Raw genomic sequence first — 16,764 nt, 5'->3', positions numbered from 1 at the left:
CGTCAATGTTCCGCCACGGATAGAGCCGAGCGGCCGTAGATGTCGCGCATGGCGGCGGCTTGTTTTGCAAGCGAGAACCTGCGGGCACGGCGTGCAGCGGCCTGGCCGAGCCGTTTCCTATGTTGATCGTCGCAACACAGACCGTCGACACATTTGGCGAGGTCATGCGGATCGCTGGCATTGTAGAACAGTGCCGCCCCGTCCCATAATTCGCGATAGGTAGGAATATCCGCCAGCACGAGCGGTGTTGCCGATGTTGCAGCCTCCAGAGCGGCAAGCCCGAAAGGTTCGTAAACCGACGGCGACACGAAGACGGCGGCTCGCGCCATCAGCAAACGGACTTCCTGATGTCCGATCGAACCCAGGGCTGCAACGTTGCTGAAATGGGCTACTTGCCCATCGGGACCGTGAACGGACCCGGCAGCAAAAACGGGCCAGCGGATCAGCGATGCCGCGTGGTCGAGGGTGACTGAATTCTTGCCTTCATCCCACCAGCGCGCGGCGGCGAAGACAACGGCTTCCCGCCTCGCGGCCACCGGGCCGGGCCGGGTGCCGTTGTTGACGACGCTGAGGCCGGGAATTGGTCCGTAGCAGGCTTCAAGCATGGCGGCATGGCTTCGGCTGGGCGCAATCACCGCGTTCGCGCGATCGAAACCGGTTCTGTTGCGGTCCCTCTGCCAGGTCCATTCGCCGCCGGCATCCTGTGCCTTCACCGCACGCAGCCATGTCACCACACATGAATGCGACACCGCCACGACCGGGCAGGGGAGATCGAGCCCTACTGCCTGTGCCGGCGCGTTGAGGTGGGCGAGATCGATGGCGTAGTCACGAACGAGGGCGCACAGCTCCTGTGGCAGCCCGTCCAGGTCGGCCTCGTTGCGGGTCATCCAATCTGGCGGAGTCTCGAGCCATACCAGCTCCGCGACGGTGTCGGCTTCCTCGACCTGCTCGGCGGATGGCTTGGGGCCAAGCCCGGCAAGAACGACACTATCGCCGCCGGTGATCAGTTCACGCGTCAGGTCGAGCGCATAACGCCAGACGCCGCCGACGGCGTCGACCGTCATCAGGATGCGTCGCTGGCGCGGGATCAGTGACTGCAACATGCGGCCTCCAATTCGGTTAGCGCACGAGGATGCTTTTCCTGGATGTCGCTAAAGGTGCCGAACGAGGCGAGATAATGCTTGTGCGCGCGCTCCCAGGCTAAGTCGTCGGGGTCACCCCAGAGCTCGCGATAGCTCGGTGAACTGGGATAGGGATAGAGCGGCACCGGTTCGTTTGCCCAGACGCCGCGGTCGATGAGATGCTTTCGCCAATATTCGACCAGAGCCGGATCATCTTCGACTGATCCGATGAGATTGGCTTGAACGAAGGGGACATGACGCCGCGCGTCGACAAGCAATGCGGCCAATTCCTCGGTTCCCAGCCGGCAGCGCTTCGCCAGCATGGCGCGTCCTTCCATCGTCAGGCTTTCGAGCCCTGCCTCGATCGAGACACAACCAGCGGCGCCAAGCAGCTCCAGGAGCTCGGGTTTCCAAAGATCGATGCGGGTCTGGACACCGAATTTGACATCGCGATCCACAAGCGCTTCCAGCAGCGCCTTCTGCGGGAGGAAAATCTCATCGATGAAGTAGATATAGCCAACACCCTGAGCGATCAGCCGATCAATTTCCGCCGTCACTGCATCGTGGTTCCTGCGCCGATACGCATCGCGGAAATCGATCTTGGCGCAGAAGCTGCAATTGTAGGGGCAACCGCGCGAAGCCTCGACTTCGGCACCTAAACCAAACTGCTTCTCATCGAAGCGATGATGGTGATGAGTATGGCCGGCGAGCCAGTCGGACGGCCATTCGAGCGGGGCATGGTGGACAAAGGGGCTGGCGTGGACGAGGCCGTCGCCGGCAAGTTCACCATTTTGCAGATATGCGGTGTACGCAACCGCGCTCCAGTCGTCGCGTCGGCCAAGTTCCGCGACGACCTCCTCGCATTCGCCGCGCACGACGATATCGGCCCCAAGCTTGCGCAGCGTTGGTGCCGGTGTCGCCGAGCCATGCGGGCCGACCGCGACGGTGCGGCCGCCACGGCCGGCGAGACGGTTGAGGAAATCGGCCGGCACGCGCAACTCAGGTGGGGCGCAACGCCAGAACAGATAAGTCGGCGCGGTGCTGATCACGGTCATGGCCGGCCCGAAGTCAGCGACACGCGCGGCAAGCTGGCTGTTGTCCTGCTGCTGGATTTGGCCGTCCAGCATCAGCACGTCGTGGCCATCGGCCTCAAGCATCGCTTTCGAATAGCCCAGTTCGAGCGGCAAGTGCGGCTGACGGCAGCCGAAGTAGATGCTCTCCTCATAGGTCCAGAACGGATTGACAAGGGCTACTCTCATGCCACGCACCTCGCTGGCTCAGGCTGCGGTTCGAGGCGATTGCGCCGCAGCCAATCGGCGAGATGGCGGACCCCTTCGCGCCAGGAGACCGCCGCTTTCCAGCCGAGCGTCATTTCGATCCGACGTGTGTCGGCAACGAAGAACGGCTGGTCGCCGGTGCGTTCGCGCTCATAGCGGATCGAGACGTCGCGGCCGGTGATGCCGTTGATCTCCTCCAGAAGCATGTGCAGGCTGATCGCGTTTTTTGGTCCGCCACCGAGATTGAATGCCTGTCCGCTGGCCTCCTCAATCCGGGCAAGTGCCGCGCGATAGGCCGCAACGGCATCGGAAACATGAAGAATGTCGCGCACCTGGTTGCCGTTGCCGTAGATCGTGATGGGGCGGCCGGACAAGGCGCTGAGCAGAAAATGCGCCACCCAGCCCTGATCCTCAGTGCCGAACTGATGCGGCCCATAGATGCAACTCATCCGCAGCACAACGGTCGGCAGCCCGTAGGATTTGGCATAATCGAGCACGTATTGATCGGCCGCGCCTTTGGAGCAGCCATAGGGTGTGCAGAAATCCAGGCCGCGGTCCTCGCCGATGCCGTTGGCACGGATAGCGGGATCACTGGGCACCCAACGGTTATCCTCCTCGAACACCGCGATGTCGGGGAGCCCGCCATAAACCTTGTTGGTGCTGGCGAAGATCACCGGGATGCATCGGTCGCTTCGACGGGCGGCTTCGAGAACGTTGAATGTTCCCCGAAGATTTATGTCGAAGTCTTCGCTCGGCTGCACGAGGCTCGTGGTCACGGCCGTCTGCGCGGCAAGATGGAATACAGCCGCCGAATTCGCCACAAGCGGCAGCAAGGCGTCCGCGTCCCGGACGTCGACGGTTTCCACGGCGATGCGATTGCCATGCTTCTGCTTCAGCCATGCCAGGTTCTGTTCGACACCGGGGCGACTGAAATTGTCGATGATCAGAACCGGGGTCGCGTCGGACAGCAGGCTGTCGGCGAGGTTCGAGCCGATGAAGCCGCTGCCGCCGACAATCGCGACGTGGGCTTCGCGAGGGTTGCGCAAGTCGGACGTCATGATACCAGCCCCCGCTCTTCCAGTTCGCGTCTCATGTCGGCGCCGCGGTCGATTGCGACCGTGCCGCGCACCCATGCGACAAACTCATCCAGGGAATCCTCCAGCTGCAGCCGTGGTTCAAAGCCGAGCAGATCGCGTGCTTTCGAGATGTCAGCAAAGCAGTTTCGAATGTCGCCCGAGCGTGCCTTGCCAAGGATTTCCGGCGAGCGCTCCGGCACATCCATCGCATCAGCCAGCAGCCGGGCGACCTCGCTGACGGCATAGGCGCGCCCGCTGCCGACATTGATGACATGGCCGCGCGCCTGGCGTTGTTCCAGCGCGAGCCGAAAGGCGCGGGCGACATCGCGCACATGCACGAAGTCGCGCTTCTGCTCGCCATCTTCGAATATCATCGGCCGTTGGCCATTGGCCAGCCGCGAGGCAAAATTGGCGAGTACCCCGGTGTAGGGATTTGACAGCGCCTGCCCGGCGCCGAAGACATTGAACAGGCGCAACGCCACCGCATCGATGTCATAGGCTTCGCCGAAGATCAGCACCGCGCGTTCCTGCGCGTATTTGGTCAGGGCGTAGATCGAGGCGAGGTCGACCGGTTTTTCCTCGTCCGTCGGCAGCGGCGACAGGACGTCGCCCTCCGCCGACAAGGGATTCCATTGCCCGTTCCTGACGCCTTCCGGCCGCCGCCGCGCATTGCCGACGCGCCGGCCGTCCGGCGACGCATAGAGACCCTCGCCGTAGACGCTCATGGACGAAGCGACGACGATCCGTTGGACCGGGTGTCTGATCAGTGCTTCGAGCAGGACAGCGGTGCCGAGATCGTTGGTGCCGACATAGCGGGCGATCTCATACATCGACTGACCGACACCAACTTCAGCTGCTAGATGAATGACGGCATCGACGCCCTGCAGCGCACCAGCGAGCGCATCACGGTCGCGCACGTCGCCCCTGATCAGCTCGGCTCCGGCCGGAATGCTTACCGCTTCCCCGCCATGCACCTGGTCCAGCAGCGCGTCGAAAATACAAACTGCGTAATCGTGCTCAATGAGTTCTTGGGCGACATGTCGGCCGATAAAGCCACAGCCGCCGGTGACCAATATGCGTCTCACGACAACTCCTCACGCAAACCCGCCTTGGCGTTCCGAACTTTTTCGCAAAAGCTTTGTTCCCTGAGCATCAACAAAGATCGATCCGCGGTGCCCAAGCGCACGCTGGAACATTGCAGGCTCTTCGATGTTAGAGCCCAGCGATCGGCCCGTTACGGCGCGCCACCAATCATCCGATCATCGGGATTGATGGTGTGAAAATCGGCGAGGGAAGGCCCGGTTGCTAACCTTGGGAACCGAACGGAGATTTCAATGTCACAAGCAAGGACGACGACCGATCATGACGAAATCCGCCAATGGGTCAGCGACAGAGGCGGCCGCCCTGCCGTGATACGCACCTCGGGCAAGGGCGGTATCCTGCGGATTGACTTTGGCGAGCCGGAGGAAACGCTGGAGCCCATCGAATGGGAGGAGTTCTTCCGCATTTTCGACGAGAATGATCTGGCCTTCCTTTTCCAGGAAGAAACCGGCGGCGGTAACGCCAGCCGTTTCAACAAGTTCATCGAACGCAGCCAGAGCGCCTGACGGCTCGTGTCTAGTGCCGACTGCTGAACGAGACCTCGCGCTGCTCAAAGTGTCGCCCGGCTTGGATGCCTCAAGAAACAATCCGCACCGGTACCGACTTTCCGGCTGGGACATGAGCCTTCTTGGCCCGGTGCCAGAGCGGGACCAGTGGGTTGAGTTCCGGATAGTAGCCGGCGCAATTGCCCTCGGGAATCGAATAAGGCGTAACGCGCAGGCCGTGAACGCGCCGCTCTACACCATCATGGGCATGGGTTTCGAGAGTGATATCCTGGCCCGCGCGCAGGCCGAAACGCCGGATGTCCGCCTCGTTCATCAACAGCACCATGCGCGTGCCATGGATGCCGCGCAATCTGTCGCTGTAGCCATAGACGGTGGTGTTGAACTGGTCATTGGAACGCACGGTGATCAGCGTCAGCACCCGATCGCCGGAAAGGTCGATGTCGGGATTTGCCTCGAGCATGGTCGGTAACTTGAAATTGGCCTTCTTGTTGGGCGTCTCCCACACGCGCTTCGACGCCTTGATGTCGCGATGGAAGCCGCCCGGGGTGAGAAACCGCTTGTTGAAGTCGCGAAAATGCTGGGGGTAGCACCGCTCGATCTCATCACGGATACGGGAATAATCGGCAACCCATTGGTCCCAGGGAATTGAACTCTTGCCGGGCACCGTAGCCATGGCGAGTTCCGCAACGATCTTCGGTTCCGAGAGCAGATTTGGCGAAGCAGGGGGCCGCGAGCCAAAGGAGCCGTGTATGCAGGCGGTCGAATCTTCGACCGAAACCGTCTGGTCACCGCTCGCCTCGCGATCTCGTTCGAGCCGTGACAGGCAGGGCAGCAGATAGGTAACCGCCCCCGGAAAGAGATGGCTGCGGTTAAGCTTGGTCGCGATCTCGACATGCAGGCTGAGTCGACGCCAATGCTTTTCGATCAGGCCGGTCTCGGGCACAGCACGGACGAAATTGCCACCCAGAGCGATAAAGCCCTTCACCGATCCGCCGATGACGCCCTCGCAGGTCTCCACGGTGTCGAGGCCTTTCTGGCGCGGTGGCTGGAAGCCATAGAACTCGGCGAACTTGTCCAGTGGAGCGAGTTCGGGTTTCTCGGTTATGCCGACCGTGCGCTGGCCCTGGACATTGGAATGGCCGCGCAGGGGCGAGATGCCGGCGCCGGGTTTTCCGATATTGCCGCGCATCAGCAGCAGGTTGCACAGCATCTGGACGTTCTCGGTGCCATGCCTGTGTTGCGTCAGGCCCATGCCGTAATTGCCGATCACCGCCTTCGAAAGACTGTAGACTTCTGCGACATGCTCCAGATCGGCCCGCGCAATGCCTGACCGGCCGACAATCTCATCCCAGCGGGCGGCGCGCAGATAGGCTTCGAAATCGGCGAAGCCATGCGTATGTTCGGTGATGAAATCGACATCCAGGAGCCGCTGATTGCCGCGTTCACGCGCAGCGTCGTCGAGCGCCAGCAGAGCCTTTGCAATGCCGGTCATGGCTGCAATGTCGCCGCCGCCGCGGATTTGAAAGAAGTCGCTGGACATCTTGGTTCCCGGGCCGGGTGACAGCATGTCGACGGGATTTTGCGGGTTCTTGAACCGTTTTAGTCCCCTTTCCGGTAAAGGATTGAAGGTGAACACCGGCACCTGGCGTCGACGTGCCTCCTGCAATGGATGCAGCAGCCGAGGCGCGGTTACGCCGGTGTTGTGGCCGAAGAAGAACATCATGTCGCATTTCGCGAAGTCGTCGAGTTGTACGGTGCCCACAGGGGAGCCGATAGACTCCGGCAAACCCACCGAAGTGGATTCGTGGCACATGTTGGAAGAGTCCGGCAGGTTGGATGAACCGTAGATTCGCGCGAAGAGCTGATACATGAAGGAAGCCTCCAGCGAGGCTCGACCGGAGGTGTAGAAGACGACCGATTTCGGATCGAGTCGCCGCAGCTCTGTGGCGATCTCACGGAACGCACGATCCCAAGCAACCGGCTCATAGCGGTCGCTGACGGGATTATACCGCAGCGGATCGGTAAGCCTGCCCTGCTTTTCCAGATCGTGATCAGGCCAGTCGAGCAGCTCCGTCACTTTGTGCTCTGCGAAGAAAGAAGGTTCGCAACGCAGCTTCGTCTGATCCCACATCGTTGCCTTGGCGCCGTTTTCGCAGAATTCGAAAGGCCTTGGCTGGGCCGGTTTGGCCCACGAGCAGGAAACACACATATAACCGTCCGCCTTGTTCTGCTTGAGCAGCGTGCTCCATATCCCTGAAAGCAAAAGGCCTTCGCCGCGCGCCTTGCGAACCAGGGACCGAAGCGACCCCCAGCCGCCGGTTGGATGGTCATATTTCTTTATCTCAATGTGATCGGTTACGGCGGGTTTCATGCCAGTCATCCTTGCACGAAGACTAAACAAACCCGACCCGCGACCAATTGTTCCCGCTGGCTCTGCGAAGCCGCAACCTCTTTCGAGCAGAGCCTTGAATGGCGATGTCTCGGAGCGCATGCGACGCGCGGCAGGCGCCGTCGTGGGAACATTTCCTTTGGTCAGCGATTGAAACACGACGCTGAGCACGACCGGAGCGGACGCGATGGGCATCTTGTCAGATATAGACAGAAAGCTGTCGGATAACCTTTACGAGTACGAGACCAGTCTCAGCGATCCTGCAGGGGATCTCCCCAAGGAGGTCGAGGAGAAGGTCGAACTGCTGATGCCGTTCGTCCAGCCTGACGCTCGCGAATTGGTCCGGGCGCAAATCCTGGGCCTCATTCACGAATATAGGAAGGGCGAGGCCGCGTCGCGCTAGGTGCCGGTCGCTGGATGGGTCGATGACATGAATACCGGGCGATCCAACATACCAGACTCGCAGTTGTCTCGCGCCGGGGAGGGCAATCGTGTTGCAGCAACGCGAGAAATGCATGAGGTATATTCCGCCGGTAAATTCCAAGGTCGACTTCGCTCTCTATGCGTTATGTTGATTGCTACGACGTTGACCGCATGCACGTCTTCGACAGACCAGGTATACCAGCAGTCGAGAACTGCGGCCTCCGCCGCACAGACGGCATCGATGGTCTTGGAAGCCTGGCTTGCTGGAGCGGCACCCCGGAACTACACGTCGCTGACATTGCAATCCGTCAGCCACATCTGGTCCGATGCCGAAGCGCAAATCCGATCGGCCGGTTCACCGGAGGGCTCCGACCGAGCGGAGCTCATCAAGGCTATCGAGCAGCTGTCGTCGGCGGCAGCAAGAGCGCAGACAGGATTACGGGATCGTGACCGCGGCAAGGTTGAACAAGCGGAGCGGGACCTGCGAAGAGCCGCCACGACGCTGGGCGCCTACGCCAAATCCTCGGCGCCGCAACAATGAAAAAGCTGCTCGAAATAGCGTTGGGTATCGTCACCAGCATTGGCGGTTTTCTCGAGATCGGCTCGATGGCTACGGCGGCTCAGGCCGGTGCGGCATTCCATTTCCAGCTGGTCTGGGCGGTAGTTCTGGGGACGATCTGCATCATCTTTCTCGTCGAGATGGCGGGTCGGTTCGCCGCGATAAGCCATCACACCATCGCCGATGGAATTCGCGAGCGATTTGGCTTCAACGTCTTCCTATGGCCGCTGCTCGCGATCTTGCTGATCAACTTCATGGTCATGTCGGCAGAGATCGGCGGCGTCGCCATTGCACTCGAACTCACCACCGGGATCGGTTTCCAGTGGTGGGCGCTGCTGGTGGCATTGCTGGCGTGGTTGTTTCTCTGGAAAGGGACGTTCGGCCTTATCGAAAAAGGTGTTTCGATGCTCGGTCTGGTCACACTGTGCTTTGTGGCCGGCGCCGTGATGCTCAAGCCCGACTGGGGTCAGGTCGCGGCGGGCGCGGTTCCCACCCTGCCGGCTCATGACCGGGCCAATTACTGGTTCATGGCCGTCAGTATTCTTGGAGCGTCGATCTCGCCCTATCTGTTCATGTTCTACTCGTCGGGCGCCATCGAGGACCAGTGGGACAGAAGTTATCTCGGTGCCAATCGCGCTATTGCGTCCCTTGGAATGACCTTTGGCGGCACGATCTCCATCGGTGTGCTGATCGTTGCCGCTCTCGTGCTTCCCGCCCACGGCATTGACCAGGTGGACGACTACCATCAATTGCCGCTGATGCTGATCCCGGTATTCGGCTTCTGGGGGTTTGTCCTGTTTGTCGCTTCGCTAGGCATTGCCTGCTTCGGGGCCGCGCTCGAGGTCGGGCTGCAGCAAGCCTATCTCGTGGCTCAGGGCTTCGGCTGGACATGGGGCGAGGACCAGAAGCCGCGCGACAATCCAGGCTTCAGCACGGTTTACACGTTGTCATTGTTCCTCAGCGCCTTGCCGATCGCTTTTGGCCTCGATCCGTTGAAGCTGACGATCTTCTCCATGGCTTTGACGGCTGCCAGCCTGCCGTTGAGCGTGATTCCCTTCCTCTTCCTGTTGAACGATGAACGTTACGTGGGCAAGCATCGCAATGGGATGATCTCGAACGCGGCGGTCGTCTTCATCATAGCACTTGGTTTCGTGCTGGCGGTCGTGACCATCCCATTGCAGATATTCGGAGGCACGTGATGGATCTGGTGCGCGACATTCTGGACAAGCAAGTGGTCGACCGCGAGCAGGTCAAGATCGGCAAAGTCGATGGGCTGGTGGCCGAACTGAGGCCGGGCAAGCCGCCCAGAGTGGCTGCGATCGAACTTGGGTCCATCACCCTGGCGCGTCGGCTTGGTCCGCGGCCCGGCCGCTGGATGGCGCGATTGGCGGCAAAGCTGGGCGGCAAGGACCATGGCGAGCCGCATCGGATCGCCTGGAACAAGGTGCGCGACATTGGCGTCGATATCGAGTTCGACATCGATGTGCGCGAGACGGCAATCTTCGATTGGCAGAACTGGCTGCGGGACCACGTCATTGGCCGCATCCCGGGAGCGGGCTGATGACGACCGTCAATCTCGAACAGCTTGCCGGGCGACGCGTGCTTTCGCAGCGCGGGGAGAGCGTCGGCTATATCGAGGAGATATGCGCCGAACAGGATGGGGACGATCTCGTGATTATCGAGTTCCATGTCGGTATCTATGCCGCATTCGAGCGTCTCTCCGCTTCAGCGATAGGCGCTGCGGTTCTCGACCTGTTCCGGCTACGCCGCGGCGGCGGCTTTTATCGCATTCCCTGGGACAAGATCGACATCTCCGATCCTGCACGGCCCAGGCTGCTATGTTCAAAAAAAGACCTTTCCCGAATGGAAGGCGGCCGCAAACATCCGCAGGGTAAAGGCCAGACCAGAACCTGACAAAAGAGAGCTTGAAAGCCAGGGCGTGGAAGATTTGTCCGATGTCGCTAAATGGCCGTGCTGCTTTCGCTTGTCGAGAGTCTGATAGCCGAAGTTCGGCCGCGCCTAAGCCGATCCCCGCGTCGCGCTGAGCCTTCGTTGGATGCAACTGTCGCAAAGTGATGACGGTCTTTGCGTCGCTCTGTTCGTCGAACGTGATGGTGGTGCGGAACAGGCCAGGATCGTTGTCTTGTCGGCGCCGTGATTGAACTCGATCAAGTGCGGCCTCTCGATGCGCCGGAATTGCACACGGCTCGTATATCGCTTGCCGTCGGGCGCGGGTCTCGAACCGCCATTCGCCGCTGACGCGAATATCTATCGATTTCGTATTAATCTTGACCCGGCCGGGCCGAACCACTGGGCAAGATGGCGCGGATCAGCCCATGCGGAGAAACCAGCTCTCGTGGCGCGTTGATCACGCGCGAGAGGACGATCTCTCGATCAAGCGCCCAAGCGGACAGAGGCGATTCATTTTGACGCGTTTGCGGGGGCATTGGCTTTCCTCTTCCTTCAGTTTCTCTACCTACCCAGTCGATCCAGCCGGTGCTCCCAGATCTCCCTTTGAGCCGCCAACCAAACCTCGATGGTTGCGAGAGCTTCCGTATGCAACGAGCACGTCCTGACGCGCCCGTTCTTTTCGGACGTAACGAGGCCGCTGCTCGCTAGAATGCCGATGGGTGCTTCATCAGGCTCGGCAGCGCCATTTCGAACGGCTTCGCCAGTTCTCCGACAGACGCCTCACCCTCACATAGCCGCATGACTATCGCCCCTACGGATCGCGTCGGAGAGGGCTCCGAAAATGTGGTCGAGTTGCATCGATTGGTTAGCCATGAAGCTAATTATAGCGGGGGCAAACCGTCAATGAATGTTAGCCAGAAAGCTAATGAAAAACTTGAGAGCATGCGTCGTCAATCGAGTTCGCGAACGCATGAACCGAGAGCGCATCGGGCCGGTTTATCAGTTCACGCCTTAGCGAAGAATGGCGGCGAGTATGAAGACCGCAGCTGCCACGAGCACGGCTATGGCAATCACCAAGACGGGCCAGTTGTTGCCGGGCCGTATGTCGGCTCGGTTCTCCATCGGCCGCATCGCATTGGCAAAGCTTGCTTGGTTCTTGAACCGCGACTGTCGTTTGGGAGATGGTTGCCCGGCGTCATTGGGCGTATCCGCCGCCTCAGCGTCGGTCCTGGACGGCGCGGCTGCTGGGTCGAACCCCGGCGTCTTGTCCAGCCCCGCTTCCGTCCAGGCATGGGCTGTCTTCGCCGCAGGTTTTCGGTCCGTGGATGTGGCCATGATCGCCTCCTTTGCAGGCAGAACTTCTGTCTGGCTCGGAAGGTTCCAATCTATTGGATAACCCGCGGCGGCCTAGATTCCCGGACAAAATCGCCGGAACATGCTTCTGGCCGGGGCGTTGAACCTCATGACACGAAATGAGCCGAAGAGGGGCGGCGTCGCCATCGAAAGGTCAGTCGAATGTACCCCTTTGCTTTTCTGCATGAATTGGCCGCCGCCAGAGGCGATGGCCTTCGGCCCGAACTTGTCCGCCTGATGAAAGCGCGCGCAGTGCTCACAGCGCCGGGAATTGCACAGCTCCGGGAAAGGCGCGGGGACGATTTCGAACAGGCGGGGCCAAATCCCGTCGGACATGCCGGGACCGCGCTCCCGGACGCGGTTTTGCGTTTTCCCGGCCGGGCCGGCGCGGAACCGCGAGCGAAACGCCGTCGCGGCTGCGAGCCATAATCGCCTGCGGATGGATTCAGGTGATGGATTCAAATGAGGCGTAGGCCGTTCGAAGCCTGTCGCCGCCCACTTGCGACTTGCTGATCCTCGAGCGGGCTGAGGTCCCACAGCTTCGAGCCGATGGCATTTTCCGGATACCAGAGCCTCGGCGAGACCAGGAGCAACACCCCGAGCAGGCTGGTGTGCGCAGAGGTGAAGAAAAGATGCATGACGGCCCTGCCACAGGCTTGTTCGTGGCCGGGCCGAGGCAGCAGCACCCACCAGAACAGGAGCCCGGTGCCGAGGAAGCTGGCGTGCTGCATAGTGCAAGGGGCCCTGTTGGAGGGCAGCCTCGAACAATGCCGGCACGTGCCATGCCCATATCGCCGTTCCGTGCAGGATGGTGGCGACCACAGGGCGGCTGATGAATGCCCAGATCGCCCGAAGCATGCCTGCACGCGCGGCCACGCCGAGCCCCTGGCGCACCCGCATCGGCAACGCCCACATCATCGGCGCGGTCGGGCAGGAAGCGACCAGCAGAGGCGCCGCGACCGCCATCAGCAATTCGTGCTCGATCATGTGAGCGGCAAAGACGCGCCCGCCCAGGGCATGGATCGGACTTACCAGCGCCACCGCCAACACGGCCCAGCCGGCGGCAAACAGCAAACCCGCCGTGATCGCATGGGGCGACCGCGTCCGCTCCGCCGCCAAAGCCGGATGGCGCCCGCAGCGTAGAGCGACGCGGCTGCCGCGAGCGGCAACGTGATGGGAAGCGCCAGCTTCCAGCCGGCTTCGGGGGCGCCGCTGCCATAACAGATCGAAGTCGAGAAGAGCGCGTCGAAGCTCATCGCCCGCACCCGCCGGGGAACAGCACCGATGAAGTCTGATTGCGATCCGTCACGCGGGACATCCATTGAAGATGCTTCAACGCGCGAAAGGCCCGGAAGTGGCAGTAGCCGGCAGTAAAATTTATCTTCGATGTGCCGCGGCCGATCCGGGATATTTCGCTGTCAAAATCAGTATGCATGCGACGGAACCCGCGCACTGCAGAAATGTTTACCCGTCATGCAATCGGAGATGTGTCATGACCGAGGACGAAAACCGCTATGAAACCGGCGCGACCAAATACCCCGCCAAAGTCGGCGCGGATGCGGCGGATGAATTCTCCCAGGCTGCGGCCGGCAACAGGAAGCCTCCCGGTGGGATTGGGCTGACGCGGCGGATGGGCGAGATGGACGACAAGACGCGCCAGTCGGAAGGGCAAGACCCGCCAAGGAAAAGTGCGCCAAAGCAAGCCACCCCGAGCCCGGCAACCGAAAAGACGTCCGGCGCCGGCCCGGCGGTCGCCGAGCGCTCGAAGGACGCCAAGGCTCCCAAGGGCGGCCGGCAGCCAGGCGCTTACGTCAAGACGTGACTGGCGGCGCGGGACAGGGTCAGCCCATCATCGTCTTCAGGGGCTCCTGGGCAAGGTTCTTTTCTATCTCCTGTCGACCCGGCGTTTCTTTCAGCGCGGTGCGCATGTTCTTGCGGTATTGATCCGGCATGCGCGGCGGCAGCATAGGCTCGTAGGCGTCGACGACGGCCTCTATGATCACGGGGCCCACGGTGGCGAAAGCGGCATCAAGAACGCCTTCAATGTCCTCGGGCCGGGTGATGCTGTAGCCGATGCCGCCCATCGCCTCGGCGGCCAGGGCGAAATCGATCGGTTGGAGTTCGCAGGCAAATTGCGGGTTGCCGAGAAACATCATCTGCTCCCAGGCAATCTGGTTCAGCATGTTGTTCTTGATCACGAGGAGCTTGAGCGGAACCTTGTAGCGCACCGCCGTCGAAAATTCGCCAAGCTGCATGGCGAGCCCGCCGTCGCCAACCACTGCGAAGACTGGCCGGCCCGGGAAGGCTATCCCGCCGGCAATCGCATAGGGCAACCCACAGGCCATCGATGCGAGCGACCCGGAGACGGCGAAGTCCTGACCCGCCTTGATATCGATATGGCGGGCGGCAAGTTCGGTATTTTGGCCGGAGTCGGTTGCGAGGATGGCGTTGGCCGGCATGCGGTCGCCGAATGCCTTCACCACGCGTTGCGGCTTGAGCGGCACGTCGTCCTTGCCTTCAGCCTCCGCCATCATGCCGCGCCAGCGCCGCACACTCTGCCGGGCCTGTTCGAGAAATGACCTGTCTGTTTTCTGCTTCAATCTCTTGTTGAGCAATTGCAGCGTGACGGCGGCGTCGCCGACCAGGCCAGCCTCGACTGGATGGCGCAGGCCTATGCGCTGCGCATTGCGGTCGATCTGGATCCCGCGCGCCTTGCCGGGCTTGGGGTAGTATTCGATGTAGGGAAAGGTCGAGCCGACGATCAGCAGCGCCTCGCACTGCTCCATTATCTCCTGGGAGGCCAAGGTACCCAACATGCCTATGCCGCCGACGACGTTCGGATGATCATCCGGCAGCACGGCTTTGCCGAGCAGGGCCTTGGCGACGGGTGCGGCGAGCAGATCGGCGGTGCTCTCGAGTTCCGCCTTGGCATGCAGCGCGCCGCGTCCTGCGAGGATCGCCACTTTCGAGGCAGTGTTGAGAATGTCGGCCGCGAGATCGAGCTGGGCCTCGTCTGGTTGTTTGCTTCCTTCGAACCACCGGTCCGGCGTGTGCTTCGGCAGGTTGCGCATTGAGCGCTTCGCCGCTGTCTGCTCCTGGACATCGCTTGCTATCGACAGATGGGAAACGCCGCGTCCGGCAAGCGCGGAGCGGCAGGCCAGGCCGGCAACGCTTTCCATATGCGCCGCGTCGGCGACGTGGGCGTTAAAGACGGTCACGTCGTTGAAGACACGGGTCAGATTGACATCCTGCTGTGTGAAGGTCTCGATCAGATCATGGAACTGCATGCCGGTTATGGCCAGAACCGGCGCTTGATCGAGCTTTGCGTCGTAGAGGCCGGTGAGCAGGTGGGTGCCGCCCGGTCCGGAGGTGGCGAGACAGACACCGAGCTTGCCGGTCCATTTTGCATAGGCCGTCGCCATGAACGCCGCCGATTCCTCGTGCCGCACCTGAACAAAACGGATCTTGTCCTGTCTGGTGCGCAGCGCCTCCATGATCCCGTTGATGCCATCTCCCGGCAGGCCGAAGATCACGCGCACATCCCATGCGATCAGCGTGTCGACAAGTATCTCGGCGGTGTTGGGCATCGTAGCCTCCTCTGGTGTTGATGTGCTTGGCTTGGCCGGCGTTGCGGCGAACGGCACCTCGCTTCCAGCCGTTCGAACGCGCGGGCGTGGACATCTCGCGACCAGTGGCCGAACGGCGGACGGGCCGGGTTGTTCCATCGAAGCGGCAAAGCTGCCGCGCGAAAGCGCGGAACCGACACAGCATTTCGATGCAGCTTTCGCGAGGCAGTCCGGGGGAGTCCGATATCCGCAGTCGACAAAGCGCTTATTCGACGCCGTTCGGAACGATCCAGCCGCCTTGCCATTACCACCACCATTACCACCATGAGAAAAGGCCCGGGTCCGAACACCTTGAGGAAGCGATGACCGGACGCCGAACCCATGAGCAGCAAATCCGCATCATCGAAGAACGGGAGAACACCAAGAATGCCGGCAAGGATTTTGATGCGAAGGCAGACCTGAAGCGGTCGGCCGCGGAACGAGAAGCGTTGCGCAAGGGATCGGATATCAGGACCGACACATCTGACCTGGTCGATCCCGACGACCGCAATATCCTTCGCGGCAAAAATCAGGAGAGCGTCCACAATTAGAACCGTGCCGACGAATAAGCACGGTTCCTTGCAGATCACTGGATATAGATGGAGCGTGAAAGCAGCGATCGGCGATCGGGCCGGAACCTTACCCGAACGGCATTCGTTCTTCGGTCGACGACTGCTCGTTCGCGCCGGTTGATACTGGCGCCAGACCCACCGTCGCGAGCCGAGAGCCGGCCTCGCGCCGGCAATCCAGCGACCGCCGATAGATCCGTTCGCGATGCCGGATACAAATGAAATCAAAGCAAACGAAAGCGAGAGCCGGCAGCAGCTCCTGCAGATGATGACGACGGAACATTTCGTGCTGGAGACCGCCAGGGCCGCCACCATCCAGGAGGCCAACCAGCGCGCCAACCTGTTCTTGACGTCGGTGTCGAGCACCACGATCGCCCTCGCGTTCGTGGCGCAGGTGACCAGGATGGGGCTGCCCTTCGTCCTGTTCAGCCTGACCATGCTGCCTTGCCTCTATTTCATCGGACTGGTGACCTTCGTCAGGGCCGTGCAGGTGGGCATCGAAGATATGGTCCATGCCCGTGGCATGGCACGCAAACCACGACGGGTGGCGATCAGCCTCGAACGCCGCCGGCCGCGCGGCTCTCCTCCAGCGCTGCTACTTCAAAGGTGGCGATCGTCTTCGGTGCGGGCAGGGTTGCCTTGGCCAAGGGAGGAAAGCCAAAAGGCGCGCGCTTGCCGCAACCGACATGCTCGCAGACCCGCTCGAAGGCCTACGCACGCGGGCCGAGGACGAATATCGCCAGCAGCACAATAAAAAGCACGGTGGCGATCACGACACCCCACTTGAGGACTTTTCTGGTGCCGCGCTGTTCATCGTCGCGAGATAAATTCTCCGCCATCGCAGAATTCCTACCGGTGAACTTCGATTAATCGA

18 protein-coding genes and 1 pseudogene are annotated in these 16,764 nt (G+C 61.3%); 8 read left to right on the top strand and 11 right to left on the bottom strand.

The window, feature by feature from the left end; all coding sequences use genetic code 11:
- Positions 1–2: 2 nt before the first annotated feature.
- Genes NKJ90_RS28845 through NKJ90_RS28830 form a run of 4 tightly spaced genes read right to left on the bottom strand, consistent with a single transcriptional unit; the run spans position 3 to position 4,559 of the window.
- Positions 3–1,103: a glycosyltransferase family 4 protein gene (locus NKJ90_RS28845; RefSeq protein WP_352487393.1), complete on the bottom strand. Its 1,101-nt coding sequence runs from the start codon at positions 1,101–1,103 to the stop codon at positions 3–5.
- Positions 1,088–2,380 carry a TIGR04295 family B12-binding domain-containing radical SAM protein gene (locus tag NKJ90_RS28840; protein ID WP_352487391.1) on the bottom strand — a complete coding sequence of 431 codons (1,293 nt, stop codon included), beginning with the start codon at positions 2,378–2,380 and terminating at the stop codon, positions 1,088–1,090. Before NKJ90_RS28840 ends, NKJ90_RS28845 begins: the two co-directional genes overlap by 16 nt.
- Positions 2,377–3,456 carry an NAD-dependent epimerase/dehydratase family protein gene (locus tag NKJ90_RS28835; protein WP_352487389.1) on the bottom strand — a complete coding sequence of 360 codons (1,080 nt, stop codon included), beginning with the start codon at positions 3,454–3,456 and terminating at the stop codon, positions 2,377–2,379. Before NKJ90_RS28835 ends, NKJ90_RS28840 begins: the two co-directional genes overlap by 4 nt.
- Positions 3,453–4,559 carry an NAD-dependent epimerase/dehydratase family protein gene (locus NKJ90_RS28830; RefSeq protein WP_352487387.1) on the bottom strand — a complete coding sequence of 369 codons (1,107 nt, stop codon included), beginning with the start codon at positions 4,557–4,559 and terminating at the stop codon, positions 3,453–3,455. Before NKJ90_RS28830 ends, NKJ90_RS28835 begins: the two co-directional genes overlap by 4 nt.
- A 249-nt stretch (positions 4,560–4,808) precedes the next feature.
- Here NKJ90_RS28830 and NKJ90_RS28825 point away from each other — a divergent pair, with 249 nt between their 5' ends.
- On the top strand, positions 4,809–5,081 hold the full coding sequence (locus NKJ90_RS28825) for a hypothetical protein (RefSeq protein WP_352487385.1): 273 nt from the start codon (positions 4,809–4,811) through the stop codon (positions 5,079–5,081).
- 70 nt (positions 5,082–5,151) lie between these two features.
- Here NKJ90_RS28825 and NKJ90_RS28820 read toward each other — a convergent pair whose 3' ends face one another.
- Positions 5,152–7,452: an FdhF/YdeP family oxidoreductase gene (locus NKJ90_RS28820; protein WP_352487384.1), complete on the bottom strand. Its 2,301-nt coding sequence runs from the start codon at positions 7,450–7,452 to the stop codon at positions 5,152–5,154.
- A gap of 205 nt (positions 7,453–7,657) precedes the next feature.
- Here NKJ90_RS28820 and NKJ90_RS28815 point away from each other — a divergent pair, with 205 nt between their 5' ends.
- The 5 genes from NKJ90_RS28815 (at position 7,658) to NKJ90_RS28795 (ending at position 10,366) form a co-directional block, all read left to right on the top strand.
- Positions 7,658–7,873 (top strand): hypothetical protein, encoded by a 216-nt coding sequence (locus tag NKJ90_RS28815; protein ID WP_352487382.1) that lies wholly within the window; start codon positions 7,658–7,660, stop codon positions 7,871–7,873.
- A gap of 261 nt (positions 7,874–8,134) precedes the next feature.
- The gene (locus tag NKJ90_RS28810; protein WP_245266508.1) at positions 8,135–8,434 is read left to right on the top strand and encodes a hypothetical protein; all 300 of its coding nucleotides are present in this window, start codon (positions 8,135–8,137) and stop codon (positions 8,432–8,434) included.
- Positions 8,431–9,651 (top strand): NRAMP family divalent metal transporter, encoded by a 1,221-nt coding sequence (locus NKJ90_RS28805; RefSeq protein ID WP_352487380.1) that lies wholly within the window; start codon positions 8,431–8,433, stop codon positions 9,649–9,651. Before NKJ90_RS28810 ends, NKJ90_RS28805 begins: the two co-directional genes overlap by 4 nt.
- Positions 9,651–10,013 (top strand): hypothetical protein, encoded by a 363-nt coding sequence (locus NKJ90_RS28800; protein ID WP_352487379.1) that lies wholly within the window; start codon positions 9,651–9,653, stop codon positions 10,011–10,013. Before NKJ90_RS28805 ends, NKJ90_RS28800 begins: the two co-directional genes overlap by 1 nt.
- A complete protein-coding gene (locus NKJ90_RS28795) occupies positions 10,013–10,366 on the top strand; it encodes a hypothetical protein (protein WP_352487378.1) in 354 nt (117 codons plus the stop codon). Before NKJ90_RS28800 ends, NKJ90_RS28795 begins: the two co-directional genes overlap by 1 nt.
- A gap of 1,008 nt (positions 10,367–11,374) precedes the next feature.
- On the opposite strand, the gene NKJ90_RS28785 is transcribed toward NKJ90_RS28795, so the two are convergent.
- From NKJ90_RS28785 to NKJ90_RS28775, 3 genes and pseudogenes are all read right to left on the bottom strand, one after another.
- Positions 11,375–11,698: a hypothetical protein gene (locus NKJ90_RS28785; RefSeq protein ID WP_023758318.1), complete on the bottom strand. Its 324-nt coding sequence runs from the start codon at positions 11,696–11,698 to the stop codon at positions 11,375–11,377.
- A gap of 72 nt (positions 11,699–11,770) precedes the next feature.
- Positions 11,771–12,052 carry a hypothetical protein gene (locus NKJ90_RS28780; protein ID WP_352487376.1) on the bottom strand — a complete coding sequence of 94 codons (282 nt, stop codon included), beginning with the start codon at positions 12,050–12,052 and terminating at the stop codon, positions 11,771–11,773.
- A gap of 122 nt (positions 12,053–12,174) precedes the next feature.
- Positions 12,175–12,757, bottom strand: a pseudogene (locus tag NKJ90_RS28775) (cytochrome c oxidase assembly protein).
- Positions 12,758–13,208: 451 nt separating this feature from the next.
- Here NKJ90_RS28775 and NKJ90_RS28770 point away from each other — a divergent pair.
- Positions 13,209–13,538, top strand: a complete 330-nt coding sequence (locus tag NKJ90_RS28770; RefSeq protein WP_023758321.1) for a hypothetical protein — start codon at positions 13,209–13,211, stop codon at positions 13,536–13,538.
- 19 nt (positions 13,539–13,557) lie between these two features.
- On the opposite strand, the gene NKJ90_RS28765 is transcribed toward NKJ90_RS28770, so the two are convergent.
- The gene (locus NKJ90_RS28765; RefSeq protein WP_023758322.1) at positions 13,558–15,303 is read right to left on the bottom strand and encodes a thiamine pyrophosphate-dependent enzyme; all 1,746 of its coding nucleotides are present in this window, start codon (positions 15,301–15,303) and stop codon (positions 13,558–13,560) included.
- Positions 15,304–15,644: 341 nt separating this feature from the next.
- On the opposite strand from NKJ90_RS28765, the gene NKJ90_RS28760 reads away from it, so the two are divergent.
- Positions 15,645–15,872, top strand: a complete 228-nt coding sequence (locus NKJ90_RS28760) for a hypothetical protein (protein ID WP_031259852.1) — start codon at positions 15,645–15,647, stop codon at positions 15,870–15,872.
- An 88-nt stretch (positions 15,873–15,960) separates the two neighbouring features.
- Here the strand turns inward: NKJ90_RS28760 and NKJ90_RS28755 are convergent, their stop codons facing one another.
- On the bottom strand, positions 15,961–16,404 hold the full coding sequence (locus NKJ90_RS28755; RefSeq protein WP_352487374.1) for a hypothetical protein: 444 nt from the start codon (positions 16,402–16,404) through the stop codon (positions 15,961–15,963).
- Positions 16,405–16,600: 196 nt separating this feature from the next.
- Positions 16,601–16,729, bottom strand: coding sequence for a hypothetical protein (locus NKJ90_RS28750; RefSeq protein ID WP_352487372.1), 129 nt, complete (start codon positions 16,727–16,729; stop codon positions 16,601–16,603).
- Positions 16,730–16,764: the final 35 nt, after the last annotated feature.

It is taken from the genome of Mesorhizobium sp. M0051 (genome assembly GCF_040323235.1).
In the GTDB taxonomy this organism is placed as follows: domain Bacteria; phylum Pseudomonadota; class Alphaproteobacteria; order Rhizobiales; family Rhizobiaceae; genus Mesorhizobium.
This window is presented reverse-complemented; position numbering and strand designations above follow the sequence as displayed.